At 47.1% G+C, this 25,166-nt stretch carries 27 protein-coding genes; 18 read left to right on the forward strand and 9 right to left on the reverse strand.

Annotated features, from left to right (window positions below; genetic code table 11):
• Positions 1-248 precede the first annotated feature (248 nt).
• The 4 genes from QZZ36_RS09395 (at position 249) to QZZ36_RS09410 (ending at position 2,939) form a co-directional block, all read left to right on the forward strand.
• The gene (locus tag QZZ36_RS09395) at positions 249-941 is read left to right on the forward strand and encodes a hypothetical protein (protein WP_295080535.1); all 693 of its coding nucleotides are present in this window, start codon (positions 249-251) and stop codon (positions 939-941) included.
• A gap of 14 nt (positions 942-955) precedes the next feature.
• Complete coding sequence (locus tag QZZ36_RS09400) at positions 956-1,954, forward strand: GGGtGRT protein (RefSeq protein ID WP_074714407.1); 999 nt, start codon at positions 956-958, stop codon at positions 1,952-1,954.
• 126 nt (positions 1,955-2,080) lie between these two features.
• Entirely contained in the window at positions 2,081-2,527 is a 447-nt protein-coding gene (locus QZZ36_RS09405) for a hypothetical protein (protein WP_295080538.1), read from the forward strand.
• The gene (locus QZZ36_RS09410) at positions 2,520-2,939 is read left to right on the forward strand and encodes a hypothetical protein (protein WP_295080541.1); all 420 of its coding nucleotides are present in this window, start codon (positions 2,520-2,522) and stop codon (positions 2,937-2,939) included. Before QZZ36_RS09405 ends, QZZ36_RS09410 begins: the two co-directional genes overlap by 8 nt.
• A gap of 39 nt (positions 2,940-2,978) precedes the next feature.
• On the opposite strand, the gene QZZ36_RS09415 is transcribed toward QZZ36_RS09410, so the two are convergent.
• From QZZ36_RS09415 to QZZ36_RS09445, 7 genes are all read right to left on the reverse strand, one after another.
• Positions 2,979-3,860, reverse strand: a complete 882-nt coding sequence (locus QZZ36_RS09415) for a DegV family protein (protein WP_295080544.1) — start codon at positions 3,858-3,860, stop codon at positions 2,979-2,981.
• A 197-nt stretch (positions 3,861-4,057) separates the two neighbouring features.
• Positions 4,058-4,582: a hypothetical protein gene (locus QZZ36_RS09420; protein WP_295080547.1), complete on the reverse strand. Its 525-nt coding sequence runs from the start codon at positions 4,580-4,582 to the stop codon at positions 4,058-4,060.
• Between the two features lie 16 nt (positions 4,583-4,598).
• Entirely contained in the window at positions 4,599-5,636 is a 1,038-nt protein-coding gene (locus tag QZZ36_RS09425) for a metal ABC transporter substrate-binding protein (protein WP_295080550.1), read from the reverse strand.
• Between the two features lie 96 nt (positions 5,637-5,732).
• Positions 5,733-6,032 carry a hypothetical protein gene (locus tag QZZ36_RS09430; protein ID WP_295080553.1) on the reverse strand — a complete coding sequence of 100 codons (300 nt, stop codon included), beginning with the start codon at positions 6,030-6,032 and terminating at the stop codon, positions 5,733-5,735.
• A 179-nt stretch (positions 6,033-6,211) separates the two neighbouring features.
• Positions 6,212-7,270 carry an alpha/beta fold hydrolase gene (locus QZZ36_RS09435; protein ID WP_295080556.1) on the reverse strand — a complete coding sequence of 353 codons (1,059 nt, stop codon included), beginning with the start codon at positions 7,268-7,270 and terminating at the stop codon, positions 6,212-6,214.
• Positions 7,271-7,354: 84 nt separating this feature from the next.
• The gene (locus QZZ36_RS09440; RefSeq protein WP_295080559.1) at positions 7,355-8,281 is read right to left on the reverse strand and encodes a SufD family Fe-S cluster assembly protein; all 927 of its coding nucleotides are present in this window, start codon (positions 8,279-8,281) and stop codon (positions 7,355-7,357) included.
• 13 nt (positions 8,282-8,294) lie between these two features.
• Complete coding sequence (locus QZZ36_RS09445; RefSeq protein WP_295080562.1) at positions 8,295-9,023, reverse strand: ATP-binding cassette domain-containing protein; 729 nt, start codon at positions 9,021-9,023, stop codon at positions 8,295-8,297.
• A 289-nt stretch (positions 9,024-9,312) separates the two neighbouring features.
• On the opposite strand from QZZ36_RS09445, the gene QZZ36_RS09450 reads away from it, so the two are divergent.
• The 11 genes from QZZ36_RS09450 (at position 9,313) to QZZ36_RS09500 (ending at position 20,392) form a co-directional block, all read left to right on the forward strand.
• Entirely contained in the window at positions 9,313-9,696 is a 384-nt protein-coding gene (locus QZZ36_RS09450) for a VOC family protein (RefSeq protein ID WP_295080565.1), read from the forward strand.
• 9 nt (positions 9,697-9,705) lie between these two features.
• A complete protein-coding gene (locus QZZ36_RS09455; protein WP_295080568.1) occupies positions 9,706-10,179 on the forward strand; it encodes a GNAT family N-acetyltransferase in 474 nt (157 codons plus the stop codon).
• 703 nt (positions 10,180-10,882) lie between these two features.
• A complete protein-coding gene (gene trpE / locus QZZ36_RS09460) occupies positions 10,883-12,349 on the forward strand; it encodes an anthranilate synthase component I (RefSeq protein WP_295080571.1) in 1,467 nt (488 codons plus the stop codon).
• Entirely contained in the window at positions 12,346-12,912 is a 567-nt protein-coding gene (locus QZZ36_RS09465; protein ID WP_295080574.1) for an aminodeoxychorismate/anthranilate synthase component II, read from the forward strand. The genes trpE and QZZ36_RS09465 overlap by 4 nt, the downstream gene beginning before the upstream one ends.
• Positions 12,913-12,939: 27 nt before the next feature.
• Positions 12,940-13,959 carry an anthranilate phosphoribosyltransferase gene (gene trpD / locus QZZ36_RS09470; protein ID WP_295080577.1) on the forward strand — a complete coding sequence of 340 codons (1,020 nt, stop codon included), beginning with the start codon at positions 12,940-12,942 and terminating at the stop codon, positions 13,957-13,959.
• A gap of 8 nt (positions 13,960-13,967) precedes the next feature.
• Positions 13,968-14,744, forward strand: coding sequence for an indole-3-glycerol phosphate synthase TrpC (gene trpC, locus QZZ36_RS09475; protein WP_295080580.1), 777 nt, complete (start codon positions 13,968-13,970; stop codon positions 14,742-14,744).
• 1 nt (position 14,745) lies between these two features.
• The gene (locus tag QZZ36_RS09480; protein ID WP_295080583.1) at positions 14,746-15,345 is read left to right on the forward strand and encodes a phosphoribosylanthranilate isomerase; all 600 of its coding nucleotides are present in this window, start codon (positions 14,746-14,748) and stop codon (positions 15,343-15,345) included.
• Positions 15,346-15,361: 16 nt separating this feature from the next.
• Entirely contained in the window at positions 15,362-16,552 is a 1,191-nt protein-coding gene (gene trpB / locus QZZ36_RS09485) for a tryptophan synthase subunit beta (RefSeq protein WP_295080586.1), read from the forward strand.
• Positions 16,545-17,318 carry a tryptophan synthase subunit alpha gene (gene trpA / locus QZZ36_RS09490; RefSeq protein WP_295080589.1) on the forward strand — a complete coding sequence of 258 codons (774 nt, stop codon included), beginning with the start codon at positions 16,545-16,547 and terminating at the stop codon, positions 17,316-17,318. Before trpB ends, trpA begins: the two co-directional genes overlap by 8 nt.
• A 616-nt stretch (positions 17,319-17,934) precedes the next feature.
• Entirely contained in the window at positions 17,935-18,609 is a 675-nt protein-coding gene (locus QZZ36_RS09495) for a response regulator transcription factor (protein ID WP_295080592.1), read from the forward strand.
• 4 nt (positions 18,610-18,613) lie between these two features.
• Complete coding sequence (locus QZZ36_RS09500; protein WP_295080595.1) at positions 18,614-20,392, forward strand: HAMP domain-containing sensor histidine kinase; 1,779 nt, start codon at positions 18,614-18,616, stop codon at positions 20,390-20,392.
• A gap of 40 nt (positions 20,393-20,432) precedes the next feature.
• Here the strand turns inward: QZZ36_RS09500 and QZZ36_RS09505 are convergent, their stop codons facing one another.
• Together QZZ36_RS09505 and QZZ36_RS09510 are read right to left on the reverse strand one after the other, a co-directional pair.
• Positions 20,433-21,251: an RNA methyltransferase gene (locus tag QZZ36_RS09505; RefSeq protein ID WP_295080598.1), complete on the reverse strand. Its 819-nt coding sequence runs from the start codon at positions 21,249-21,251 to the stop codon at positions 20,433-20,435.
• 5 nt (positions 21,252-21,256) lie between these two features.
• Entirely contained in the window at positions 21,257-22,033 is a 777-nt protein-coding gene (locus tag QZZ36_RS09510) for a nucleoside phosphorylase (protein ID WP_295080601.1), read from the reverse strand.
• Positions 22,034-22,351: 318 nt separating this feature from the next.
• Between QZZ36_RS09510 and QZZ36_RS09515 the strand changes: the two genes are divergently transcribed.
• The 3 genes from QZZ36_RS09515 to QZZ36_RS09525 all read left to right on the forward strand — a co-directional run bounded on the left by QZZ36_RS09515 (position 22,352) and on the right by QZZ36_RS09525 (position 25,164).
• The gene (locus QZZ36_RS09515; protein WP_295080606.1) at positions 22,352-23,329 is read left to right on the forward strand and encodes a DUF4003 family protein; all 978 of its coding nucleotides are present in this window, start codon (positions 22,352-22,354) and stop codon (positions 23,327-23,329) included.
• A 43-nt stretch (positions 23,330-23,372) separates the two neighbouring features.
• Entirely contained in the window at positions 23,373-24,320 is a 948-nt protein-coding gene (locus QZZ36_RS09520) for a PPK2 family polyphosphate kinase (RefSeq protein ID WP_295080609.1), read from the forward strand.
• 172 nt (positions 24,321-24,492) lie between these two features.
• Positions 24,493-25,164, forward strand: coding sequence for a GntR family transcriptional regulator (locus tag QZZ36_RS09525; protein ID WP_295080613.1), 672 nt, complete (start codon positions 24,493-24,495; stop codon positions 25,162-25,164).
• Positions 25,165-25,166: the final 2 nt, after the last annotated feature.

Consider the following 25,166-nt stretch of genomic DNA (forward strand, 5'->3'; position numbering starts at 1 on the left):
ATTTTTTTAACGCTGTATAAGCCGATATATAGCCGTGTGTAAGAAATCAGCAATAAACTGAGAAATTTTTTTGCAAAAAAGACTTGATTTTAAAGCGAAAAAGTCGTATTATATATATTAGGTATGTTTGGCACAGAACAGGATACATTTCGCACAGTATCAGTGCATGAAACAGAAAAGCCGCTTATTGTACCGCAATGGCTTATCGTGCAATATGGGCTGCCTAAAAACCGAAAGGAGTATTTATAATGATTTATTCGCACGAAGTTGAAACAATGTGCCCTATCGCACAGGGCGTTGCTCACGGCGCTGCTCCGATTCCTGAGGAAGCAAAGTGGGTAAAGGCTAAGGAGATAAAGGATATTTCCGGCTTTACACACGGTATAGGCTGGTGCGCACCTGAGCAGGGTACCTGCAAGCTCACACTCAATGTTAAGGAAGGCGTTATACAGGAAGCTCTCGTTGAGACTATCGGCTGTTCGGGTATGACACACTCCGCTGCTATGGCTGCTGAGATCCTTCCCGGCAGAACTATTCTTGAAGCTCTTAACACAGACCTCGTTTGTGATGCTATAAACACTGCTATGAGAGAGCTCTTCCTCCAGATCGTATACGGTCGTTCACAGTCTGCATTCTCTGAGGGCGGTCTCGTTATCGGCGCAGGTCTTGAGGATCTCGGTAAGGGACTCCGTTCACAGATCGGTACTACATACGGTACTCTCAAGAAGGGTCCCCGTTATCTTGAACTCACAGACGGCTATATCACAGGTCTCGCTCTTAATGAGGACGACGAGATCATCGGCTACAAGTTCATCAACTTTGGTAAGATGATGGACTTCATCAAGGCAGGCGATGACGCAAATACTGCATTTGAAAAGGCACAGGGCCAGTACGGCAGAGTTGCTGACGCAGTTAAGATCGTTGATCCCAGAAAAGACTAAGGAGGACTTGTAAAATGGCTTTATTTGAATCATATGAGAGACGTGAGAAGCAGATTCTCGCTGTTCTTAAAGAATACGGTATCAGCTCAATCGAAGAGTGTGCTGACGTATGTAAGGCTAAGGGCCTCGATATCTACAAGCTTGTAGAGGGTATCCAGCCTATCTGTTTTGAAAATGCAAAGTGGGCTTACACAGTAGGCTGCGCTATCGCTATAAAGAAGGGCTGCAAGAGAGCTGCCGACGCTGCTGCTGCGATCGGTGAGGGACTTCAGGCTTTCTGTATCCCCGGTTCAGTTGCTGACCAGCGTAAGGTCGGTCTCGGCCACGGTAATCTCGGCAAGATGCTTCTTGAAGAGGACACAGAGTGCTTCGCATTCCTGGCAGGTCACGAGTCCTTCGCTGCTGCTGAGGGAGCTATCGGTATCGCTGAGAAGGCAAACAAGGTTCGTCAGAAGCCCCTCCGCGTTATCCTCAACGGTCTCGGCAAGGACGCTGCTCAGATCATCGCACGTATCAACGGCTTTACATACATCGAGACAGAAATGGACTACGCTACAGGCGAGGTAAAGGAAGTATTCCGCAAGGCTTACTCAGATGGTCTCCGTGCTAAGGTAAACTGCTACGGCGCTAACGACGTAAGAGAAGGCGTTGCTATCATGTGGAAGGAGAACGTTGACGTATCTATCACAGGTAACTCAACTAACCCCACACGTTTCCAGCATCCTGTTGCGGGTACCTACAAGAAGGAGCGCGTTGACGCTGGCAAGAAGTATTTCTCAGTTGCTTCCGGCGGCGGTACAGGACGTACACTCCACCCTGACAATATGGCAGCAGGTCCTGCTTCCTACGGTATGACAGATACTCTCGGACGTATGCACTCTGATGCACAGTTCGCAGGTTCTTCATCAGTTCCGGCTCACGTTGAGATGATGGGACTTATCGGCATGGGTAACAACCCGATGGTCGGTGCAACAGTTGCTTGCGCAGTTGCTGTTGAAGAGGCTATGAAGTAATTAATTCACTGTACGAATTATAGAGGACGGTTCGTAAGAACCGTCCTCTTTTGTCTATTTTTGCGATTGAATATCCTTAAAGTATATGATATAATAATTACATTATTAAATAAAAGGAGGGCTAATATGCTAGAAGAAAGAACATTTGAAGAAATCAAAACTGAATATGTTAATGCGCGAGAGAAGGAACGTAAAAAGATAGCGGATTACCTAAAAGATAACGGATACTCAGTAGTAGGCGAAACCGGAGGAAAAGGCAGAACTAATTATAAATCAGGGAAAAACTGTATAAAACCTTATGATCTTTCTAATTGGAAGTGGGTTGAAGCATCAAAGGACGGTTTTAATTATTTTATTTCGCTACAGGCTTTTGACAGAGACCCAGGATCAGGCAACTACCACGCACTTATGGACAGGATAGGAATATGTGCTTATACTGGCGAATACAAAGAGGCGCATATTGCCTCCAGTATGAAGATTTCCGATATTGATCTTCCTTTGTCAGAGACAGACCTTATAAAACTCGAAGAAGCTCTGAAATCAGAAAGGGAAAGGAGGGAAAGCCATGAATAATTATGAGTTGTTCCGCCGTATAGCCAAGGTGATTACAGATGATAATGAACGATGTGAGCAGCTTTTTGACTATATCATACACTCAATGGATGACAATGGGTTTTTGAGAAGCAGAGCGGCACGGAGCGAAAAAGCATTGCCGCAAATTGAAATAATCGAGAACGTAAGAACAGTTTTGATAGCGTTTGACCGTTTAAGCGGTTTTAATGGAAACAACGGTCTCTATAATGAAAAAAACGGGATTATGTATACTGAATTAAAAATGGTCCTGTATCCTTATGATCTTTCAGACGAAAAAGACTTTGCTTCTGAAGCAAAAAAGTGTTGGGGAACAGGCTTTCCGATTATTTTTAAAATAATGCTGTCCGACATTGAAAAAGACACTGTTGAGTTGTATGAGCTACAGGATTAACGATAAAGCCGTGTTAAAAACACGGCTTTTACATTTATATCAATTTATTTCCAGCGCCCTTGCCGTCAGACCCACGGCAACTCCCTGAGTGCCTGTTCCCACATGGGAAGCGATACTGCACGCAAGAGGACGGTATGTCACCTTATATCCGCTGAACTCCGACTTTACTATGCCAACCCAGCGCTCTATCTCCTCCTCGGTCTCCATAGTGCCTGCAGCGCCTATGCTCAGGTGCTCCCTGGGGACATCTGCGTACTTGCTCTCGATATCCCTGCGGACTGCCTCCAGCATTTTATCCTCTGCAGCGGACATTCCTCTTGCCTTGGCATAAGCGTCCAGCTTGCCACCCTGTATCTTTAGTATAGGCTTGAGATTGAGGACAGTCGCTATCGCCGCACCGGCAGCTGTGATACGTCCCGTTTTGGTTATGCGTTTAAGACTTTGCAGCGTGATATATATATCGTTCTGATAAGCGTTCTTTTCCAGAGAATCTTTTATATTGGCAGCGCTCATGCCGCTGTCGGCGCAGAACTTCGCGTCGTATACCGAATCAAGCAGAGTTATCGAGATACGGTGATTGTCAACTACGAAAACCTTCCCGTCGTAATCTATGGAGAGAGCCTTTGCAGTATCGCAGGAACCGCTCAGACCGCTTGACATCGGGATATATACAAGCTCATCGTAACCGTCTGCGAGTATCCTGTCCCACATTTCGGTAAGAGCTCCGGGAGACGGCTGCGAGGAAACTATATCCTTGTTTTCTTTGAGAGCCTTATAGAGAGCTCTGTGGGTCAGGTCTATTTCTTCTGTGAAGTCCTTGCCGTCTATAATTACAGGCATAGGCAGCACATATATACCGTGGCTCCTGCCCTCCTCCAAAGTAATACCACTGTTTGTATCAGTCATTACTGCTGTTTTCATACAATTCCTCGTTTCAGATCAGCTTTGGATCTCCGTGAATAGCGGAGTCCTCTTCCCCTAATATGGTGATTATACCATTTTAAGGCGTTTTTGTCAATAGACAGCCATTTTTGAAAATAAAAACAGCTCCGTGAAAGCTTTTTCCGCGGAGCTGATGTTGTATTTTTACTATAATTTTTATAGTATTTAAGATTGTTTTACCATGAAAGCTGTCCGACATCCATTTTCGCATTCGTCAGCTGTGCATATCTGTTCTCGCCTTCATTATAATAATTGAATTTTCCAGTAACTGTGATCTCAGCGTTCTGTGCCGGGTAATCCTTGGGATAGGTGTAGTCCCCGTCGAGAACGAATTCCAGCCCCTGTGCGCAGCAGGCTGTAGCGTCCTTGATGACTACCGAAAAGTATTCGTTTCCAGTCTTATCGTCCTTGAAGTAGTCGAAAGTACCGTTTGCTTTGACCGTCTTTCCCACATACTGATCGGGATTAACGAACATATCGTTTACCTGAGCGTACACCATGGAAGAGCTGAGCTGTGTGAGGTCAATATCATATTCTCCGCTGCTGCTGTTGAAGGCTTCATCTTTGGGCTTTATGCCGCCCACAGGTGTATCTCCGGAGGACTGATATGACGGCTCACTGCTGGAAGCGGTTGTGCCGTTGCAGGAATAAAAGCAGAGTGGGAGTGCCATTAATGCGATAAATGTTTTGATAGATTTCATAGTGATTCACGACCTTTTATTTAAAATACTCCGCAAGAACGTCGTAGTTCTGCTCCATAAGAGAAAGGTAAGAAACACCGTTTCCGGCGTCCGCTGATGTTACAGACTGTATCGAATTGAGTTCTGCAATACCGCAGTCCTTTTTCTTTGAATTGGTGATTATTGCTTCTGCAATTGACTTGTCGGAATTCTCGATGGTAAATATAGTATCGCAGTCCAGTTCGCTGAGCTTTTCCGCGAGGAAGCTGATAGTCTTGAAGCTTGCTTCGCTTTCAGCAGAGCAGCCGACAAACGCTGCATAGTAATCTATACTGTAGTCGTCAACGAAATAACGGAAGGGGAAACGGTCTCCGAATATAAGTGTCTTATTCTTTGCAGAACCTGCAAGAGAAGCGAATTTTGCGTCGAGCTCGTCAAGCTTTGCTGAATAAGCAGCAAGGTTGATGCTGTAATCGGCAGCATTATCCGGATCAGCTTTTGCGATGGCTTTGGCGATATCGCCGCATATGATCTTTGCGTTTTTCAGCGAGAGCCATACGTGTTCGTCGTACTCCGGTCCTTCTTCGTCATGGTCGTCGTCGTCGTGTTCATCTTCCTCCTCGGCTTCCATGCCCTCCTTGATCTCTTCTTCCTTTGCGGAATCGCCGAGAAGATCCATAAGGCAGAGAGTCTGCATATCCTTGTTTACGGTCTCGTTGAGAATATCGCTGACCCATTTGTCGGACTCTCCTCCAACATGGATAAACAGGTCGCAGGTAGATATTTTCAGTATGTCGTCTGCTGTGGGCTGGAAGTTATGGAGATCAGTGCCGCTGTTGAGGAGATATGTTATCTCGGCGTCATTGGCGTGACTTCCCATTATTTCTTTTACCCAGTCATATTCCGGGAATATGGTGCATACGATACTCAGCTTTTCAGACTTGCCGTTCGTTTCGTAATTTTTCTCTTCCCTGGTGGCAGGCTGACTGCTGCCTGTATCTGCAGAGCTGCAGCCTGCAAGACTCATGGTTCCTAAAACAAGGCTGAGCGCTGTGACAATGATTTTTCTGAACATAAATAAAAACCTCCGGTTAGTAATGATAACGCATTGCAGCATGGTATATGAGCATACGCTCCTGTGCTGCACTATATAATGATAACAGAGGATGATTCAGTTAAGAAGCTCCACTTTCATGGATATGAGAGTATTGGCTGTATCGGCTCCCTTTGCGGCTGATACCGCAGTGTATACGGTAAAAACAGCAGCTGCGGTGCATACGGCGGAATAACCGGGTATAAAGTAGGTACGCAGATTATTGCTGCACTGAGCGAGCTCGGCACATATCTCACATCCGCTTCCCTGACATTTATGGGAAGCATGGTCTATGATAAAGACAGCGGAACAGAATAGTACCGATACAAAAACAAATACTGCCGCAGCAGCCGCTATTCGGTTTTTTAAATTTTTCATTCTGTACGCTCCTTTTAATTTGAGAATGAATTTCATTTTCATCCTTATTATACCATATTTTCAGAGCTTGTCAAGGCGGACAGGGATTTTTTCACTGCATTTTCATAAAGGGATATAAAAGTGACTGCCATAGGCAGCCACTTGAATGTCAGATGTTTTGTTTTTTAATGAGGCGCTGTTTAAGCAGCCTTTTCAAAAAAGCTGTTTATCAGCGAGATGACTTCCGGATTGAAGCCGTTATAGAGCTCGCCGTCTATGGACTTATAGAACTTTACTCTCTCATCGTACGGAACATCATTGTTGTATTTAGCGTTGAGCTCGTCCTGCAGGGGGATAAGGGTGTTTTCCTTGTATTCGGTATATTCCGTTGTATTGAAATAGGAATTGTGACCGTTTCTTTTTTCCTCGGAAAAGGTATAGAACTCAGCCTTGGGATTCGTTATCCTGTCCCTTTGGGCAATTATCGAGGCGCCGTTATATTTTATCACATCGTCATTATCACCGTGTATCACAAGTACAGGTATACCTGATTTGTTTATGCCGTCAACTGCCGACCATGATGAATTTTTGCCGAATGTCACCTTATTGTAGGTCCATACCAGCGGATACAGAAGCTTTGCAGCCATTCCGTATGAGCCGTCGCAGTTTTCAGCAAGCTCCGCAAAGGGCGTATTGTAGCCTGACATTGAGATACACGCCTTGATGTCGTGATCGAAATTGAGTACAGCCGCGGCAGCATAGCCTCCCCAGCTGTGTCCGAGGACGTATTTGTCCATATCCTTTGTGCGGCTGTCACTCTCCGTGAAACTAAGGGCTTTGTCAAGGTCTATCAGCGACTGTGCAAGACCTTTTGTGCCCTCGCCATCGCTGTAGCCGCTTCCGGTGCAGTCATAAGCGAAAACGCTCCAGTCAAGGTCAACGAGACGTGTTATCAGCCCAAGATAGAACTCATGTCCGCTGCCTATACCGTGAGCGAAGACGATAAGTCCTTTTTTGCCGCCCATGCCGTAAAGGAAGCCCTTCAGTGTGTTGTCACCGGATCTGAAGCTGACTTCTTCACGGGGATAATCGTTTTCGTAGTGGTCGTAGAACCATGTGGCTGTCAGGTTTTTGTCAGGATATTCGCCGCGCCCGAAGTTCTTTTTCATTTCATTTGCGGTGATGATATACCCTATTATAAAGGAAACTATCAGGAATATCGCAAGTATGAGCGCAGTTCTTTTCAGTGCCTTTTTCATAAGCTTCCCCCATGCTCTAAACTAAATCATAATTTTGCTCCGCAAAATTATGATTTATATTAGCAGCAATACAGCACAGCAGCCTCACTTTAGGAAGCCGTTTATTATCTGCTCTTCAGCCTCAGCCTCGGTAAGTCCGAGGGTCATGAGCTTTATGAGCTGTTCGCCTGCGATCTTGCCGATAGCAGCCTCGTGAACGAGAGCTGCGTCGATACTGTTCGCTTCAAGAGAGGGAACAGCAAGTATCCTTCCGTTATCCATTATTATGGAGTCACATTCGGTATGTCCGCTGCAGGCGGCGTTTCCGATGATGCAGAGGTCAAGCTTCTGATAAGAGTCGTCACGCGCAACAGAACGTGAGACAACGTCAGCGCTTGAACCGTCACCCTTCAGGTCTACCTTGTATATGCTTCCTGCCTGCTGAACACCGTGGGTCATGAGCCTTTCGCGGACTATGAGCTTGGCGTTTTCTTTAAGCTCTGCGATAGTTGTCCTCTCAGTGGAGTCAACTCCCTTTATCTGCACCATTTCCATTTCCATGGTGCTTCCGTCCTCCATGTAGACCTCTGTAACGGGGTTGAGTATACGTTTTCCGCTTCCGTCGCCTGAGCCGTAGTGCTTTTCAACATATTTTACACGGGAGTTCTTTCCTATATAGAATCGGTGTATACCGTCGTGCTCGGAATCCTGAGAGCCGCAGTTTTCGATACCGCAGCCTGCGACTATGAGGACGTCGCAGTTTTCGCCAATGTAGAAATCGTTGTATACGTTCTCCTTTATACCGCTCTGACTGAGGACAACGGGGATATGCACGCTTTCATTCCTTGTGCCGTCCTTTATGCGGATATCAATACCGCTGACGTCTGTTTTTGACTGTATATCTATATTTGCAGTGGTGTTCCTGCTGATAGCCTGACCGTTTGCGCGGAGATTATAGGCTCCCTCCGGGATACCGTGGAGATCGGCTACCTCCTGAAAAAGTCTTTTCTGAACTGCGTCCATCTGAACCATATCTGCCGCCTCCTTACTGTATTTTGCTGCATACGTTCACAGCATTTTCCGTACCTGTTATTTCAGGAAGTATAATATCCTTATCGCCCTGCTTTACTATCTTTCCGTCGGCGATGACTACTATCTCGTCTGCGATATTGAGTATGCGCTCCTGATGAGATATAACGATTATTGATCTGCCTCTGCGGTCTTTGCGCATATTCTCAAATATACGGATAAGGTTGCTGAAGCTCCACAGGTCTATGCCTGCCTCCGGCTCGTCGAAAAGAGCAAGCTTCACATCACGGGCAAGTACCGTGGCTATCTCTATACGCTTCAGCTCTCCGCCCGAAAGTGAAGCGTTTATCTCACGGTCGATATAATCCTTGGCGCAGAGACCTACTTCGGAGAGGTATTCGCAGGCTTCGGACACTGAAAGATTTTTGCCGGCTGCTATCCTGAGCAGGTCGATAACTGTCATGCCCTTGAAGCGGACAGGCTGCTGAAATGCGAAGCCTATGCCCATTTTCGCGCGTTCGGTTATGCTTTTTTCTGTGATGTCCTCGCCGTCGAAGATTATCTGACCGGAATTGTTTTTTACTATACCTGCAACGACCTTGGCAAGTGTGGACTTTCCTCCGCCGTTGGGACCTGTGATGACCACGAATTTGTTATCGCCGACTGTGAGGCTTATATCGCGGAGGATACCGACGTTTTTGCCGTCATTGTCCGCGTTGAAAACAATATTTTTAAGTTCGAGCATTTTTTACTCCTTTTCACTTTACACTTTCGTTTCTGAGCTTTGTTCATCTCAATAGCCTTCATGCGGAGGTTATTGAGACCACACCAATTATAACACGCAGTATGCCCGAAATCAACACGGACAGACTTTTTGTTGCACAGGAGAAACAATGTGAAAGAGGAGAAATAACGCAGAATAGCGTACATTGCGTTATCATACTAAAACACCTATTTTGCAGACAGGAAAACTTCTTCTGTTGACATGAGCAGGAGTATAAGTTATAATTTCATCATGGAAAGGAGCTGTGACCATGAAAATTGAACATATAGCTATGTACGTCAGCGACCTCGAAGGCGCACGGGAATTTTTCCTCAGGTACTTCGGCGGCAGCTCAGACAGCGGCTATCATAATGAAAGGACCGGTTTCCGCTCCTATTTTATCAGCTTTGACGACGGCTCACGTCTGGAGCTCATGAACCGTCCGGATATGGAGGATATGCGTAAATCTGCTGCAAGGACCGGATATGTGCATATCGCTTTCAGTCTCGGCAGTCCTGAAAAGGTCGGGGAGCTGACCGAAAGGCTGCGAAATGACGGCTATGAAGTAATAAGCGGTCCGAGGACTACGGGGGACGGCTACTATGAGAGCTGCATTTCGGCTTTTGAGGGGAATATCATAGAACTTACGGTATGAGGTGAAAATATGGGATATACGATAAGAGAAATGCACGCAGATGAATACAGACTGCTCGAAGATTTTCTGTATGAAGCCATATTTATTCCGGAAGGGGCAGAGCCGCCGGCACGTGATATCATAAAACTGCCGGATCTTCAGGTATATATAAAGGATTTCGGTACATTGCCCTGTGATACCGCCTATGCAGCCTTTGTGGACGGAAGGGCTGTAGGTGCGGCGTGGGCAAGGATAATGCATGATTACGGGCATATCGACGATGAAACTCCTTCACTGGCGGTCGCTCTGTATAAAGAGTATCGCGGGCAGGGGATAGGGACCGGGCTTATGTCGGCGTTGCTCAGCGGACTATGGGATAAGGGCTGCAGAAGAACTTCGCTTTCAGTTCAGAAAGCAAATTATGCCGTAAAAATGTACCGGAAACTCGGCTTTGTGACAGTTGATGAAAATGATGAGGAGTATATAATGCTGAAAGATCTGTAAACAGAGTGCAAGCTTACTTTTGCAACAAAAAGATTTCGGTATGAAATATGATTTTTGTGCATAACCGCACTTTTTGCACAGCCGGACAGCTTTTTCGCAAAAAACATCTTGCTAAATCAAGTGTCTTAGAATATAATATATTTAAGAAGTGATTCCTTTGCTTCTGCACGGGAGCTGTACCTCACGTGCAATAAAGAATTTGTTGTAAGGGACAAATCAGAAAGGGCTGTACTCAGTGAGTATGGCTTTTTTCTTGCGCAGGACAGGAAATTTCAAAAACTACTTGACAAGTAAGTATAACAGTGGTATAATAATAACAAGTTAAACCGTTGAAGCGGAGATAAAGTTAATTATGCTTCCACAGAGAGCCCGCGCAGCTGAGAGTCGGGTGAAAAACAGATTAGCAAATGGACCGCCGAGGGTGCAGTCAAATGGGCAATGGCGTATCAGGACAGGGTTCCGGAGGGAGCGGCAGTTCCGGAGGGACGGCTGTTTTAAGGGGACAGGTTCCCGGCATTATTCCCAGAGTATTCTGCAACGTAAGGATGTGCGTTAATCATCAGGGATATGACAGTATCCTGTAAAGCGCACGGCAATGCCGTGAATCAAGGTGGTACCGCGGATAAGATTATTCGTCCTTGACAGATCATACTGGTCTGTCAGGGCTTTTTTATTTTCCTGACAGGCTGCGGAGGTGCTTATAATGAAGTTTTTACCCGAATTCGACGAAGTCAGACGTTATGCCGAGAGCGGCAGATACGATATTCTCCCTGTAAGCTGTGAGATACTGTCGGATATCTGCACTCCTATCGAAGCCATAATGATACTCAAAAGTATCTCGACTTACTGCTATATGCTGGAGTCGGTGGCTGATAAGGAAAAGTGGGGACGATATACCTTCCTCGGCTACGATCCTAAGCTGCAGATAACTGCGGCAGGCAGTGAACTGACTATCGGCGATGTGAAAATGACAACAGATGATCCGTCAGTTCAGATAAGACAGATACTTTCAAATTACAGAAGTCCGAGATTCGATTATCTTCCCGCATTCACAGGCGGTCTCACAGGATATTTTTCCTATGATTTCCTTGCGTACAGCGAAAAGACGCTGCGTACCGATGTCAACGATACCGAGAACTTCAAGGACGTAGATCTGATGCTTTTTGACAAGGTCATAGCCTTTGACAACTTTCGTCAGAAGCTCATACTCATTGTGAATATGCGTCTTGAAGAGGGCGAGGCAGGCTACAACAAGGCGAAAATGGAGCTCCAGCAGATGGCTGACCTCCTCAGGAACGGCGTTCCAAAGCGTGAACCGGCAGGTCATCTGAAAAGCGAGGTCACAGCACTGTTCAGCAAGGAGCAGTACTGTGATATGGTTGAAAAGGCAAAGCGCCATATCCACGAGGGCGATATCTTCCAGATAGTTCTCTCCAACCGACTCTGCGCAGAATATGAGGGAAGTCTGCTGAATACCTACCGTGTACTCAGGACTATCAACCCTTCGCCTTATATGTTCTACTTCTCCGGCACAGACGTTGAGATTGCAGGAGCTTCTCCTGAAACTCTTGTAAAGCTGGAGGACGGTGTGCTCCATACATTCCCGCTTGCAGGAACGCGTCCCCGCGGAAAGACGGACGCTGAGGACAAAGCTCTCGAAGCAGACCTGCTTGCAGACGAAAAGGAGCTTGCAGAGCACAATATGCTTGTGGACCTCGGACGCAACGATCTCGGAAAGATCAGTAAATTCGGCAGCGTGGAAGTTGAAAAGCTCCACAGCATAGAGCGTTATTCCCATGTAATGCACATCGGCTCTACGGTGCGGGGAGAGATAAGGGAGGAGTTTGATGGACTTGACGCCGTGAGCGCTGTACTTCCGGCAGGAACTCTTTCGGGAGCTCCCAAGATACGCGCCTGTCAGCTCATAGCAGATCTGGAGAACAACAAGCGCGGTATTTACGGCGGCGCTATCGGTTACATAGACTTCACCGGAAACCTCGATACCTGTATCGCTATACGCATAGCCTACAAGAAGAACGGCAAGGTATTCGTAAGGAGCGGTGCAGGAATAGTTGCGGACTCGGTTCCCGAAAAGGAATATCAGGAGTGCATAAACAAGGCAGCGGCTGTGGTCAATGCACTTAAACTTGCAGAGGAGGCGGATGTATGATTCTTCTCATTGATAATTATGACAGCTTTTCCTACAATCTCTATCAGCTTGTAGGTGAGATATGTCCCGATATCAGGGTCATCAGGAACGACGAGATGACAGTGGGGGAGATAGAGGAGCTTGCTCCGGACAAGATAATCCTTTCTCCCGGTCCCGGACGTCCGGAGGACGCAGGTATCATAGTGGAAGCGGCTAAAACGGTATGCAGGAAGATCCCGACTCTCGGCGTATGCCTCGGACATCAGGCTATATGCGCGGCTTACGGCGCTAAGGTGACCTACGCCAAGGAGCTGATGCACGGAAAGCAGTCCGTTATAAGCTTCATGAACAACAGCCCCATTTTCAGAGGCATAAACGAGGGCGCTCCCGTTGCGAGATATCACTCACTTGCGGCGGACGCTGCCACGATTCCCGATTGTTTCGAGGTTACGGCAGTTGCCGACGACGGAGAGATAATGGCGGTGCAGCATAAGGATTTCCCCATATACGGTGTGCAGTTCCACCCGGAGTCCATAATGACTCCCGACGGAAAGATAATGCTGCGCAATTTCATCGAATTATAATTCTATAGACTGAACGGAGGTTTTATTATGATCAAGGAAGCGATCGTAAAGATAGTAAACAAGGAGGACCTCACCTACGACGAGGCATACAAGGTAATATCGGAGATAATGTCGGGAGAAACAACTTCCACACAGAATGCGGCTTTTCTTGCCGCTCTTTCCACAAAGAGCACAAAGGCTGAGACTATAGACGAGATAACAGGCTGTGCAGCCGCAATGCGTGACGCTGCTATAAAGTTCGAGCACAATATGGATCTCCTTGAAATAGTGGGAACAGGCGGTGACAACGCTCACAGCTTCAATATCTCAACAACCTCTGCTTTCGTTATAGCAGCTTCAGGAATAAAGGTGTCAAAGCACGGCAACCGCGCTGCATCTTCTCTCTCAGGAACTGCCGACTGCCTTGAAGCTCTCGGTGCTAATATTGCTCTTGAACCTGAGAAGTGCAGAAAGCTTCTTGAAGATGTGGGCTTCTGCTTCTTCTTCGCTCAGAAATACCACACCTCCATGAAGTATGTAGGTCCCATAAGAAAGGAGCTTGGCTTCCGCACAGTATTCAATATCCTCGGACCTCTTACAAATCCTGCCTGCCCTAATCACCACCTCCTCGGCGTTTACGACAGCGTTCTCCTTGAACCTGTTGCTGAGGTTCTCATGAAGCTGGGCTCGAAGAACGGTATGGTAGTATTCGGCAAGGATAAGCTTGACGAGATATCACTCAGCGCTCCCACTGCTGTATGCGAGTACAGGGACGGCTGGATGAAGAATTATGAGATAACTCCCGAACAGTTCGGCTTCGAGCGCTGCACAAAGGACGACCTGAAGGGCGGTACTCCCGAAGAAAATGCAGCTATTACACGCGGTATCCTCGACGGCAGTATTAAGGGACACAAGAGAAACGCGGTTCTTCTCAACGCCGGCGCGGCTATCTATATCGGCGGCAAGGCTGAGACAATGGTTGAGGGTGTTAAAAAGGCTGCGGAGCTTATCGACAGCGGTGCTGCCCTTGCGGTAATGGATAAGTTCATAGCTGAATCACAGGACTGAGGTGCGGCATGACAATTCTCGACCAGCTTGCAGACTACGCCCGTGAGCGTGTGGCTGCGGCTAAGAAAAAGCTTTCGGCAGAAGAGGTAAAAAGGCTTGCTCTTCAGCTGCCGAAGGGAAGCTTTGAATTTGAAAAGGCTCTGAAAAAGGAGGATATCGCCTTTATATGCGAGTGCAAGAAGGCTTCTCCGTCAAAGGGCATTATAGCGGAGGAGTTCCCCTATCTTGATATCGCAAAGGAGTACGAAGCTGCAGGAGCTGACTGTATATCAGTCCTCACAGAGCCGAAATGGTTCCTCGGCAGCGACGAGTACCTCAGGGAGATAGCCTCAGCCGTAAGTATCCCATGTATACGTAAGGATTTCACAGTAGACGAATATATGATATACGAGGCAAAGCTTCTCGGCGCAAAGGCTGTCCTGCTAATTTGCTCCATTCTTTCACAGCAGCAGATTAGCGAATATATCGGTATCTGCGACGAGCTTGGCATATCGGCTCTCGTCGAAGCTCACGACGAAGCGGAGCTTCGTGCGGCTGTTGCTGCGGGCTCCCGCATTATTGGAGTGAATAACCGCAATCTTAAAGACTTTTCCGTAGATACAGGCAACAGCCGCAGGCTTCGGGAGCTTGCTCCCGAAGCCGTGAGCTTCGTCTCCGAGAGCGGCGTGCGTAATGCGGAAGATATAAAACTTCTCCGGGAGGCAGGCGTAAACGCTGTGCTTATTGGCGAAACTCTCATGAGAGCGGCTGACAAAAAGGCAAAGCTTGCGGAGCTGAAAGGATAATATGACTAAGATAAAAATGTGCGGACTTCGCCGCATGGAGGACATAGACTGCGCAAACAGGCTGCTTCCGGACTACATCGGCTACGTTTTCGCGGAAAAGAGCAGGCGATATATCGCTCCGGAAAAAGCCGCAGGACTGACAAAGCTGCTCGATAAAAGGATAATCCCGGTCGGAGTCTTCGTTAATGAATCAGTGGAGAATATCGTTTCCACCGTAAAGTGCGGAGCAATAAAGGTCGCTCAGCTCCACGGAGAAGAGAGCGAAGAGGACATAAAGGCACTGAAAAGTCTGGGGATACCTGTTATAAAGGCTTTCAGGATAAACAGTACAGTTGACTGCGAAAGAGCTGAGAGCTGCTGTGCTGACTTTGTTCTCCTTGATTCCGGCAGGGGCTCCGGAGAAGTCTTTGACTGGTCGCTTATCAGCGGTATAAAGCGGAAATTCTTCCTTGCAGGGGGGATAACTCCCGAAAATGCAGCAGAAGCCATAAAGGCTTTTAAACCGTATGCGCTGGACGCAAGCTCCTGCCTTGAAACTGATGGGTTCAAGGACTATGATAAAATGGCTGCCTTTGCAGAGGCTGTAAGGGCTGTAAAATAAGGAAAGGAAAGATGATATGTCAAATTCAAAAGGAAGATTCGGCGTTCACGGCGGTCAGTACATCCCCGAAACGCTTATGAACGCGGTCATTGAGCTTGAACAGGCTTACGACCACTATAAAAATGATCCCGAATTCAACCGTGAACTTACAGAGCTCCTGAACAATTACGCAGGCAGACCGTCTCTGCTTTACCGTGCGGACAAGCTGACCCGTGAACTGGGCGGAGCAAAGATATACCTCAAGCGTGAGGATCTCAACCATACAGGCTCACATAAGATAAACAACGTTCTCGGTCAGGCTCTTCTTGCCAAGAAAATGGGCAAGACACGCCTTATCGCAGAGACCGGAGCAGGTCAGCACGGAGTTGCGACTGCTACAGCCGCTGCTCTCCTCGATATGGAGTGCGTGGTATTCATGGGCGAGGAGGACACAAAGCGTCAGGCTCTCAATGTTTACCGCATGAAGCTTCTCGGCTCTGAAGTCATTCCCGTAAAGAGCGGTACCGCTACCCTTAAAGACGCTGTTTCCGAGGCTATGCGAGAGTGGACCTCACGTATTTCCGATACACATTACTGTCTCGGCTCCGTTATGGGACCTCATCCGTTCCCCACGATAGTACGCGATTTTCAGGCTGTTATCTCCCGTGAGGCGAGAGCGCAGATACTTGAAGCGGAGGGAAGGCTTCCCGACGCTGTTATTGCCTGTGTAGGCGGCGGCTCAAATGCCATAGGAAGCTTCTATCACTTCATTCCCGACGAGGGAGTACGCCTTATAGGCTGCGAGGCTGCAGGAAGAGGCATAGATACCTTTGAGACTGCCGCTACTGTAAACACCGGAAGAATAGGCATATTCCACGGTATGAAGTCCTATTTCTGTCAGGACGAGTACGGTCAGATAGCTCCTGTTTATTCTATCTCCGCAGGTCTCGACTATCCCGGTGTAGGTCCTGAACACGCTCATCTCCACGACATAGGAAGAGCGGAATATGTTCCGGTAACAGATGATGAAGCTGTAAACGCTTTCGAGTATCTCTCACGTACAGAGGGAATAATCCCTGCCATCGAGTCAGCTCATGCGATCGCCTACGCTATGAAGCTTGCTCCGACAATGGACAAGGACAAAATAATAATCGTTACAGTATCCGGACGCGGTGACAAGGACTGTGCCGCTATCGCAAGATACAGAGGGGAGGATATCCATGAGTAATATCAAAGCTGCCTTTGCGGACGGCAAGGCTTTCATACCATTCATTACCTGCGGAGACCCCGACCTTGAGACTACCGCAAAGGTAGTACGTGCAGCCGCTGAAAACGGAGCTGATCTCATCGAGCTGGGTATACCATTTTCAGACCCAACAGCCGAGGGCCCTGTGATACAGGGGGCAAATATCCGCGCACTTGCGGGCGGAGTCACTACAGACAAGGTCTTTGAACTTGTAAAGGAGCTTCGCAGAGATGTTAAGATACCCTTTGTATTCATGACCTATGCTAATGTTGTATTTTCTTATGATGCTGAGCGCTTTATGGCTCGCTGCTGTGAGACAGGAGTGGACGGAATCATTCTTCCTGATCTTCCGTTTGAAGAAAAGGAGGAGTTCTCCGCAGTTGCAAAGCAGTACGGAGTTGACCTTATATCACTGATAGCTCCTACTTCTGAGAACCGCATAGCGATGATAGCAAAGGAAGCGACTGGCTTTATATATATCGTATCAAGTCTCGGAGTTACCGGCGTAAGAAGCGAGATTAACACCAATATCGGAGATATCGTAAAGGTGATACGTGAAAATACGAATGTGCCCTGTGCTGTCGGCTTTGGTATATCAAAGCCCGAACAGGCAAAGGCTATGGCAGGTCTTTCCGACGGTGCGATCGTTGGCTCGGCTATAATAAAAATACTGGAAAAGTACGGCAGGGAAGCCGCACCTTATGTTGGTGAGTACGTAAGGGAAATGAAAAACGCTGTTATATCCTGAATATAAGAAACAGCCTGAACATTACTGTTCAGGCTGTTTTTGCTGAAATAAGAAAGTCCCCTCGGTCATAAGGGGGACTTTCTTATCTATTATTCAGAGAGGTGGTACAATCGTGTATCATTAAAGCATCTTTGGGTGGATGAACGAGATCAGAGATCCCGTTCGTACCATTACTGCCAAGGCCGGAGCCTAATCCTCCGGCGTAATGCTGCAGCGCGGAGGGGTGAGCTCTGCAGCTTTATGTAATATGCATACCGTCAGGGAAGGTTTGCCATCTATTCATGTTCATGTCCTGTAACATTTTTTAGCAGCGGTTATGCATATAACAGTTTTATACTATCTGTATTTAAAAATACAGTTTCTCAGCAATTTACATATCTGTCCACTGTATCATCTGTATCTATTATATAATATCTGACTGTGGAAAACAAGACAAAAATTGTTCTGTTCTAATCGTTTATTGCTGTTTATGGGGCTGCTTTACGGGTGCTATCCGAGGTTTGTTTGACAAATATATGCAATTTGGATATAATGATATAAAAAAAGCATACAAAGGATACAAAAAAGACATATTATCAGTTTATAATTTGGTCAGACGATAAGGAGCGCGTAACTTATGAAAAAAATACTGCTTGTTGAGGACGATACAGATATATGCGAGATCATACGGGAGTACTTCGGCAATAAGGGTACCGTTGTCGAGGCTGTGAACAGCGGCGGAAAGGCTTCTGATATCATAAGCAGCGGCATGGAGGGCTGCGACCTTGTACTGCTCGATATAATGCTGCCGGAAACGGACGGCTTTGAGCTGTGCAGACAGATACGCATGAAAAACGATATACCGGTGATCTTCATAACTGCAAGGGGACGCGAGGAGGATATCCTCAGCGGCTATGACCTCGGCTGCGATGACTATATTGTAAAACCCTTCCTGCTTTCGGTGCTTTACAGCAAGTGTGAAGCCCTTGTGCGCCGTGCAGGAAATAAGAATGACGACCATCAGCTGAAATGCGGCAGTATAAGCCTTGATACAGTCACTCTGCGCTGCTTTGCAGAGGGCGGAGAGGTGGAGCTCCCTCCAAAGGAGTTTGCCATACTCCGTTATCTTCTGGAGCATGAGAACTGGGTGGTGACCCGTGATGTTCTGCTCGACAGGGTATGGGGCTATGACTACTTCGGCAGTGACCGCGTGGTGGATAACCATATAAAGAAACTCAGAAAAGCCCTCGGCAGCGCAGGCGCACAGATAAAAACACTGGTGGGACGGGGGTACAAGCTTACAAAGGAGTGAGCACATGATAAAGAGATTATTGAGGCGCATAAAAGAGCGCAGACTAAAGCGTACCACGTTCATGAAAATGTTTCTGAAGGCAATGATACTTCCGGTCATAGTTACCGTAATACTGGGAAAAATTTTCCCTGTCATGATAAGAATGAGCGCTTTGGAGCATAGTTGCAGACAGATGCAGGAATATTCATACGGTCTTGAAAGAAGAATAGCCAATGTATACCTCGGAAAGCTGCCTTTTCAGTATTTTATGTGCTATACCGGGGATATAGATGTGCGAATTGAGGGCGGACGTCTTGTTCCGAGCACATGGATAGAGCCGTCAGGCTATTCAGTGTCATTTACCTTTGATGAGAACGGCAGGATACTCCATTCAAACCGCGCGAAAATGTTTGTGTTCGTAAACTACGGTAAACAGCCGGAAAAGTATTCGGAGCAGTACAAGACTCCGGAGTACGATCAGTTGTACACATTTGATCCGCTGGAACACGATATTCCCGAACTGAACAGCTTATTTGACGATCATTTTAAAGAGAAAAGAAGCGACGGTTATTTAATGCTCCGGATAAAGAGCTTATATGTCAATGAAGCTGAGCAGAAAATGATACCGCATGAGATACTGGTGAAAAAAGGAAAGTATGATTACGGATTCATGGATTACGGCTATGTATCAGATGAGCAGATATATCCGCTGGAGGCTGATGACAAGGAAGCATACGAAGTAACGATAAATGCTGATGTGGAAGGATATGAACTGCTGGAGCTCGATCGGAATGATGGGGAGGTATATCCAAAGTGCGGAAACTGCTGCATTTCAGGCGTTAAACCTGCTGTATTTGACCGTGAAGCAGAGAATTGCCGTAAGAATATCGAATATATCATGAATAAAAAGACGAGCAGGCTGGAGTTTTCGGAAAGTGACCCCTATCTTATGAATGACTCAAGCGGTATAATACAGAAATATGATACCGAACAGGCGGAAGGCATAAAAGGGTACCTTTCCATGATACATACCGACCTGAAAGGTATCGGCAGGCTGAGGAGATTCTACTTCTATCTTGGGATACTTTTCGGCATTATGACCCTTATCGAGTTTCTTTCCTGCTGGAGCAGGAACGTAAAGAACAAGGCTCGGTATGAGTTTGAGGACTATCAGCGTGCCCTTACGAACAATCTTGCACATGACCTGAAAACTCCACTTGCCGTAATAGGCGGCTATGCGGAGAATCTTATGGAAATGCGCAGGGACAGCGGAAGTGAAAAGGAGCTGAAATACCTCGGCTCGATCATGAAAAATGTGGCGTATACCGACGATATCATCGCAAAAACTCTCAAACTCAGCAAAACGGAACAGTCAGCAAAGCTGAACAGAAAGAAAGTTGATATAAAAGCTCTCGCGGAGAAGTCTGCTGAGAAATACCGCACAGTGCTTGAAGAAAAGGAAATAGAACTGATAACGGAAGGCGGCGGAGAAGTAAGCGCTGATGAGGATATTCTTGAGGCGGCGGTGGAAAACCTCATCTCCAACGCGGTAAAGTATACTTCAACAGGCGGAAAAATAAGCGTGACTGCGGATAATAAACGCTTGTGCGTTGTAAATGATGTAGAGGAAGATATAGATACAAAGGATCTGCTCATGCCTTTTGTAAAGGGCGATAAGGCTCGCAGCGACAAGCAGAGCCACGGTCTGGGACTTGCCATAGCTTCGTCGGCGGCTGCACAGAACGGATTCAGGCTGAAAATAGACTGCAGGGACAGGAAATTTACGGCGGTCATTGATTTTTGATGTGGGGTAAACGCAAACAGGCTGCATATGCAGCCTGTTTTTATATATTTTTGCTTAGCTGAAAGAATGCAACAGCGCTGGCAGCCGCTACATTGAGGGAATCAACGCCGTGTGCCATCGGTATCTTTATGGTGTAGCCGCAGCGGTCTATAGTTGCGCCTTTCAGCCCGTCGCCCTCAGTACCGAGTATAACTGCGAGTCTGGGTTCGTCCCTGAGGCGACGATCGTCGATCCTGACGGTATCTTTTCTGAGTGCCATAGCGGCACAGGCGAAGCCGTGATCCTCCAGCTCTGATATGTAGTCCGGAGCGCCTGAGCTCAGATATGTCCACGGGAGCTGAAAGACCGTACCCATACTTACCCTTACGGTTCGGCGGAACAGAGGATCGCTGCATGACGGAGTCAGCAGTACGGCGTCAAATCCGAGAGCCGCAGCTGAACGGAAAACAGCTCCGATATTTGTCTGGTTCATTACGTCCTCAAGAACGGCTATCCTCTCCGCGTTTTTGAGGATATCCCTTGGAGCAGGCAGCTTTTTGCGGCGCATCGCGCATAGAGCTCCCTGAGTGAGCTTAAAGCCGGTAAGCTTTTCAAGTATGTCCGATGAAGCGGTGTAGACCGGGATATTTCCGCAGCGGCTTATTATATCGGCAGCCTGACCGTTTATGTATTTCCTTTCAAGCAGCAGGGATACAGGTTCATAACCGGAATCAAGAGCTGTGCGTATGACCTTGGGGCTTTCGGCGGTGAATATGCCTTCTCCCGGCGCAAAATAATCAAGCAGTTTTTTCTCAGATGTATCGGTATATGGCAGGAGCTCCACGGCGGTAAGGTCGGATATTTCGGTTATATATGCCATTTTTTTCACCTCTTTTCGTGTCTGTAGCTGCCGATTATACTCAGACAGAGCTCAAGGGCAGGCTGAAGAGAAGCTATACCGAAGCCGCGTTTGTCATAGTTGTTTATATCCGCAAGTGAATCCGCGGTAAAAAACAGCATACCGAAGTCGGCGCCTCTGAACTTTGCACAGGCGGCGAGAGCGGCACACTCCATGTCAACAGTATCGCAGCCCTCGCTGCGCCGGTATCCAACTGTTTCGGGCGTTTCACGGAATAGTCCGTCCGTAGTCCATGTGGTGCATCTGCGGAAATGGACATTCATGCTGTCAAGTGTGCGGCAGATATGCTCTGTGACCGGCATATCAAGCTCTATGAAACGCGACGGCGGCAGGTATTTGTATGAGCTCCCTTCGTCGCGGAGAGCCCTGACCGGGACAATGAATTCATTTTCGGGCAGTTCTGTGAGAACTCCGCAGGAGCCGGCTGAAATGATATGCCTCACTCCGTTATGGATGAGGATCTCAAGGTTCTGGACAGCTGCCGGAGCGCCCATAGGCGCCTGACACAAGCATATGTCCTCACCGCCGCATTTGACGATATATACGGGATAATCCCTTGTTATAGTTTTTATTGTTCCCGCTGCTGCAGCCTTATGTGAGACAGCATATTCGTCTATGCAGCTGCCGAGAAAGCCGTATACCGCCTTTTCAGGCAGCGGAATATCCGTTTTTGAAGCGTTGAACAGTGCATTCGGCGAAGTATCGTATTCAAGGACCGGAAAGTCGTTTTTGTGCAGAGACATAATTTTATCCTTTCAGATGTTTGTTCTGTCACAGGGGCAGACACGTGGGCGGACATGAGCAGCCTGACCGGTAATTTCGTGTCTGTTTCCTCAGTTTTTTGACAGTTATGTCATTATTATAATCTATTTGTGCGAAAAAAACAATATTTTCACAAAATTTTGATTGAAATTTTTATTGCAATGTGATATAATAGTTACAATAAATATTTTACAGGATAAAAAAGGCAGTTTTTTTGTATGAGTTCAGGCATTTTTCCGGAGCAGTGCATATTATGAATGTCCGGACTCTGTTCAGAGCCATATGTGAGGAGGTGCGCCATGAAAGAGCTTCTTGAGACGCTGTGTGACAAGTATCTGCTGAATCTGGGGCTGTTTACCGATTTTTACCCCCTTGAAAGGGATATACTCTATCCGGTGTGCGCAAACGTGTTCTGTGCTTCCGATGCGGTTTTCGAGCTTGAAAAGTTCAGGGAAAGCATGGAACTTATAAAGGAGAATCCTAAAATGCTGTCCAGCTTCCGCAGTACCGTCCGGCCGCTGATCGCTTCATGGCTTTCCGTAAGCGAAGACCCACGGCGTGAAATGGAGAGATATCTTGAATGCTATGATCTGCTGAAAAAGTATTTCACCAATTCGGAGCATCTTGCTCTTCTGTCGGTCCTTCTTGTGAGGATAGCCCATGCCGGGAATAACGAGGAGCGCATAATGCGCGGCAGGCAGATATATGACCGCATGAAAAAGGAACACCGTATCCTCACTACAAAGGAGGACGTTGCGTTTGCTGTAATGCTTGCATTTTCGGAGAAATCCGACGACGAGCTCATAGAGGATATGGAGGCAAGCTTCAGACTCCTGAAGCACAAAGCAGATAATAACAGTATACAGACCGTTTCCCATGTGCTTGCCATGGTCCCCGGTAAGCCGGAGGAAAAATGCGCGAAATTCTGTGAATTATACGAAAGCATGATAAAAAAGGGCCGAAAGTACGGCAAGCATTATGAGCTTGCAATGCTGGCGGCGCTTTCGATAACAAAGTTCAGCAGTGAGGAGATACAGAGCGATATCAGCGACAGTGAAGCTTTCCTTGCGAAGCACAGCTCTGTGGGGGATCTCTCGGAATTCGGAAAGAGCGAACCCATAAGCCATGCGTTCCTGCTGCTCACTATTGCTTACGCAAGTGATGAAAATGTCAGCAGCGAACAGGAAAGACACGCTCTTCTTGCCGCAAGACAGGCAACGCTTTATTCGGTCCTTGTTTACAGCATGATGACCGTGGCGCCGCTGGTACATCAGTAATAATAATGCCGTTTCAGGCTTATACAGAATGGAGGTTTTTTAATTGAAGGCAGACAAATACCTGATCCGTGAGGACAAAAAGACTGATATCCGCAAGCTGCCTACAGACAGCAGGGATGACAATGTGGACAAGGAAGAGATCATTGCCGGATATGAGGAGAAAAAGCGTGAGCTCATCATGCTTCAGGACAGGTTCTATGCAGACGCGAGAGAGGGACTTATCGTTGTGATACAGGCTCTTGACGCTTCCGGAAAGGATTCCGCGATAAAATATGTTTTCAGCGGAGTCAATCCTCAGGGCGTAAAGGTGCATTACTACAAAGCCCCGACTGCTGATGAGCTTGCACATGATTATCTCTGGAGGATACATCAGAATGTTCCGCGCAGAGGCGAAATAGCGGTTTTCAACAGAAGCCATTACGAGGACCTTGTCACCGTACAGGCGGAGGAGATATGGAAAGGATACCATATGTCAGACAGGATACTCGATGACACGAAGAAAAAGTTCTTTGAGAAGCGCTATGATCAGGTCAACAATTTTGAGCAGTACCTTTATGAAAACAGCTACCGCATGGTCAAGATATTCCTGCACGTCTCAAAGGAAGAGCAGACGGAACAGCTTCTTGAGCGTATAGAGCTCCCGGAGAAGAACTGGAAGTTCCGCGCGGACGACCTTAAAGTCAGGGACAAGTACGACGCATACCTGAAGTGCTTCAACGAAGTAATCAACAGGACTTCAACGAAAAACTGCCCGTGGTACGTACTTCCGGGAGATCAGAGATGGTATACGAGATACCTAATAACAGAGATAATCCTCGACGCTCTTAGAGCCTGCAAGCCGGAATATCCTGAGCTGCCTCCGGAGGAAGCGGAAAAGCTGCCGGAATGCAGAAAGATCCTTGCGGACGCCATGAACGAGTACGAAAACGGCAAAAAAGAGAAAAAAACGGAAGCGTCCGGAAAAAAATCAAAGAAAAAGAGAAAGAAATGATATCACGCGGACTGTCCTGTAACAGACAGTGAGCTCATTGAAATTTCTTTCAACGGTTCGGCAGATTTTTCACTTTCACCGCACTTTTTGCAAGAAAATACGTTATATTATTGACTTGCAGATAAAAGTATGATATAATTCTTTATGTATATTTTGTGCTAAGGAGGAAGCTATGGGCAACAGTGAATACCGCAAGACAATCGACTATATTTTAGATCTTATCAGAAGCGGAATGCTGAAGGTAGGGGACAAGCTTCCGACAGAGCGCAGTATCTCGGAAAAGCTCGGCATAAGCCGGAATACTGTCCGTGAGGCGCTCAGGGGACTTGAGATTCTTGGTATAGTCAATGGAAAACAGGGCTCCGGGAACTATCTTACTGATAATATCTCGGATTCCATCGCAAAAGCTATGGATGTCATGCTACTGATGAACAAGACTTCAAAGGAAGAGATATGTTCGTTCAGACGCAGTATGGAAAAGACCGTGTGCAGCTATCTTATCGCAAGAGGCTGTTCGTCGGAGAACAAACTGAAGATCGTGGCAGCTCTCAACAGACTGAAGGAGTCTGAGGGTACAAGCAGGCAGACGGTCGCGGACAGGGATTTCCACTATTCGCTTATCTATGCTACGGAAAACAGCTTCTGGATCACATTCATGAACGCTGTGTCCGACGTATATATGAGATGGATAGACGATTTCCTGACAACATCCGGTCAGGACGTTAAGGAACAGCTTCAGGACGCTCATGAGAAAATGGTGCAGGGCATCATAACAGGCGACAATGAGTTCTGCTTCCGTGCGATCGACGCACATTATGATATTATTGACAAGAGCTTCGGCTGATG

The organism is Ruminococcus sp. (assembly GCF_016287535.1).
In the GTDB taxonomy this organism is placed as follows: Bacteria; Bacillota; Clostridia; order Oscillospirales; family Ruminococcaceae; genus Ruminococcus.

Coding starts and splice junctions, on each gene's coding strand:
- trpE (WP_295080571.1), top strand. CDS start 10,883: ATGAAGTTTTTACCCGAATTCGACGAAGTCAGACGTTATGCCGAGAGC.
- QZZ36_RS09395 (WP_295080535.1), top strand. CDS start 249: ATGATTTATTCGCACGAAGTTGAAACAATGTGCCCTATCGCACAGGGC.
- QZZ36_RS09410 (WP_295080541.1), top strand. CDS start 2,520: ATGAATAATTATGAGTTGTTCCGCCGTATAGCCAAGGTGATTACAGAT.
- QZZ36_RS09440 (WP_295080559.1), bottom strand. CDS start 8,281: ATGGTTCAGATGGACGCAGTTCAGAAAAGACTTTTTCAGGAGGTAGCC.
- trpD (WP_295080577.1), top strand. CDS start 12,940: ATGATCAAGGAAGCGATCGTAAAGATAGTAAACAAGGAGGACCTCACC.
- QZZ36_RS09450 (WP_295080565.1), top strand. CDS start 9,313: ATGAAAATTGAACATATAGCTATGTACGTCAGCGACCTCGAAGGCGCA.
- QZZ36_RS09515 (WP_295080606.1), top strand. CDS start 22,352: ATGAAAGAGCTTCTTGAGACGCTGTGTGACAAGTATCTGCTGAATCTG.
- QZZ36_RS09435 (WP_295080556.1), bottom strand. CDS start 7,270: ATGAAAAAGGCACTGAAAAGAACTGCGCTCATACTTGCGATATTCCTG.
- QZZ36_RS09525 (WP_295080613.1), top strand. CDS start 24,493: ATGGGCAACAGTGAATACCGCAAGACAATCGACTATATTTTAGATCTT.
- trpC (WP_295080580.1), top strand. CDS start 13,968: ATGACAATTCTCGACCAGCTTGCAGACTACGCCCGTGAGCGTGTGGCT.
- QZZ36_RS09445 (WP_295080562.1), bottom strand. CDS start 9,023: ATGCTCGAACTTAAAAATATTGTTTTCAACGCGGACAATGACGGCAAA.
- trpB (WP_295080586.1), top strand. CDS start 15,362: ATGTCAAATTCAAAAGGAAGATTCGGCGTTCACGGCGGTCAGTACATC.
- QZZ36_RS09465 (WP_295080574.1), top strand. CDS start 12,346: ATGATTCTTCTCATTGATAATTATGACAGCTTTTCCTACAATCTCTAT.
- QZZ36_RS09505 (WP_295080598.1), bottom strand. CDS start 21,251: ATGGCATATATAACCGAAATATCCGACCTTACCGCCGTGGAGCTCCTG.
- QZZ36_RS09430 (WP_295080553.1), bottom strand. CDS start 6,032: ATGAAAAATTTAAAAAACCGAATAGCGGCTGCTGCGGCAGTATTTGTT.
- QZZ36_RS09420 (WP_295080547.1), bottom strand. CDS start 4,582: ATGAAATCTATCAAAACATTTATCGCATTAATGGCACTCCCACTCTGC.
- QZZ36_RS09400 (WP_074714407.1), top strand. CDS start 956: ATGGCTTTATTTGAATCATATGAGAGACGTGAGAAGCAGATTCTCGCT.
- QZZ36_RS09495 (WP_295080592.1), top strand. CDS start 17,935: ATGAAAAAAATACTGCTTGTTGAGGACGATACAGATATATGCGAGATC.
- QZZ36_RS09425 (WP_295080550.1), bottom strand. CDS start 5,636: ATGTTCAGAAAAATCATTGTCACAGCGCTCAGCCTTGTTTTAGGAACC.
- QZZ36_RS09480 (WP_295080583.1), top strand. CDS start 14,746: ATGACTAAGATAAAAATGTGCGGACTTCGCCGCATGGAGGACATAGAC.
- QZZ36_RS09510 (WP_295080601.1), bottom strand. CDS start 22,033: ATGTCTCTGCACAAAAACGACTTTCCGGTCCTTGAATACGATACTTCG.
- QZZ36_RS09405 (WP_295080538.1), top strand. CDS start 2,081: ATGCTAGAAGAAAGAACATTTGAAGAAATCAAAACTGAATATGTTAAT.
- trpA (WP_295080589.1), top strand. CDS start 16,545: ATGAGTAATATCAAAGCTGCCTTTGCGGACGGCAAGGCTTTCATACCA.
- QZZ36_RS09455 (WP_295080568.1), top strand. CDS start 9,706: ATGGGATATACGATAAGAGAAATGCACGCAGATGAATACAGACTGCTC.
- QZZ36_RS09415 (WP_295080544.1), bottom strand. CDS start 3,860: ATGAAAACAGCAGTAATGACTGATACAAACAGTGGTATTACTTTGGAG.
- QZZ36_RS09500 (WP_295080595.1), top strand. CDS start 18,614: ATGATAAAGAGATTATTGAGGCGCATAAAAGAGCGCAGACTAAAGCGT.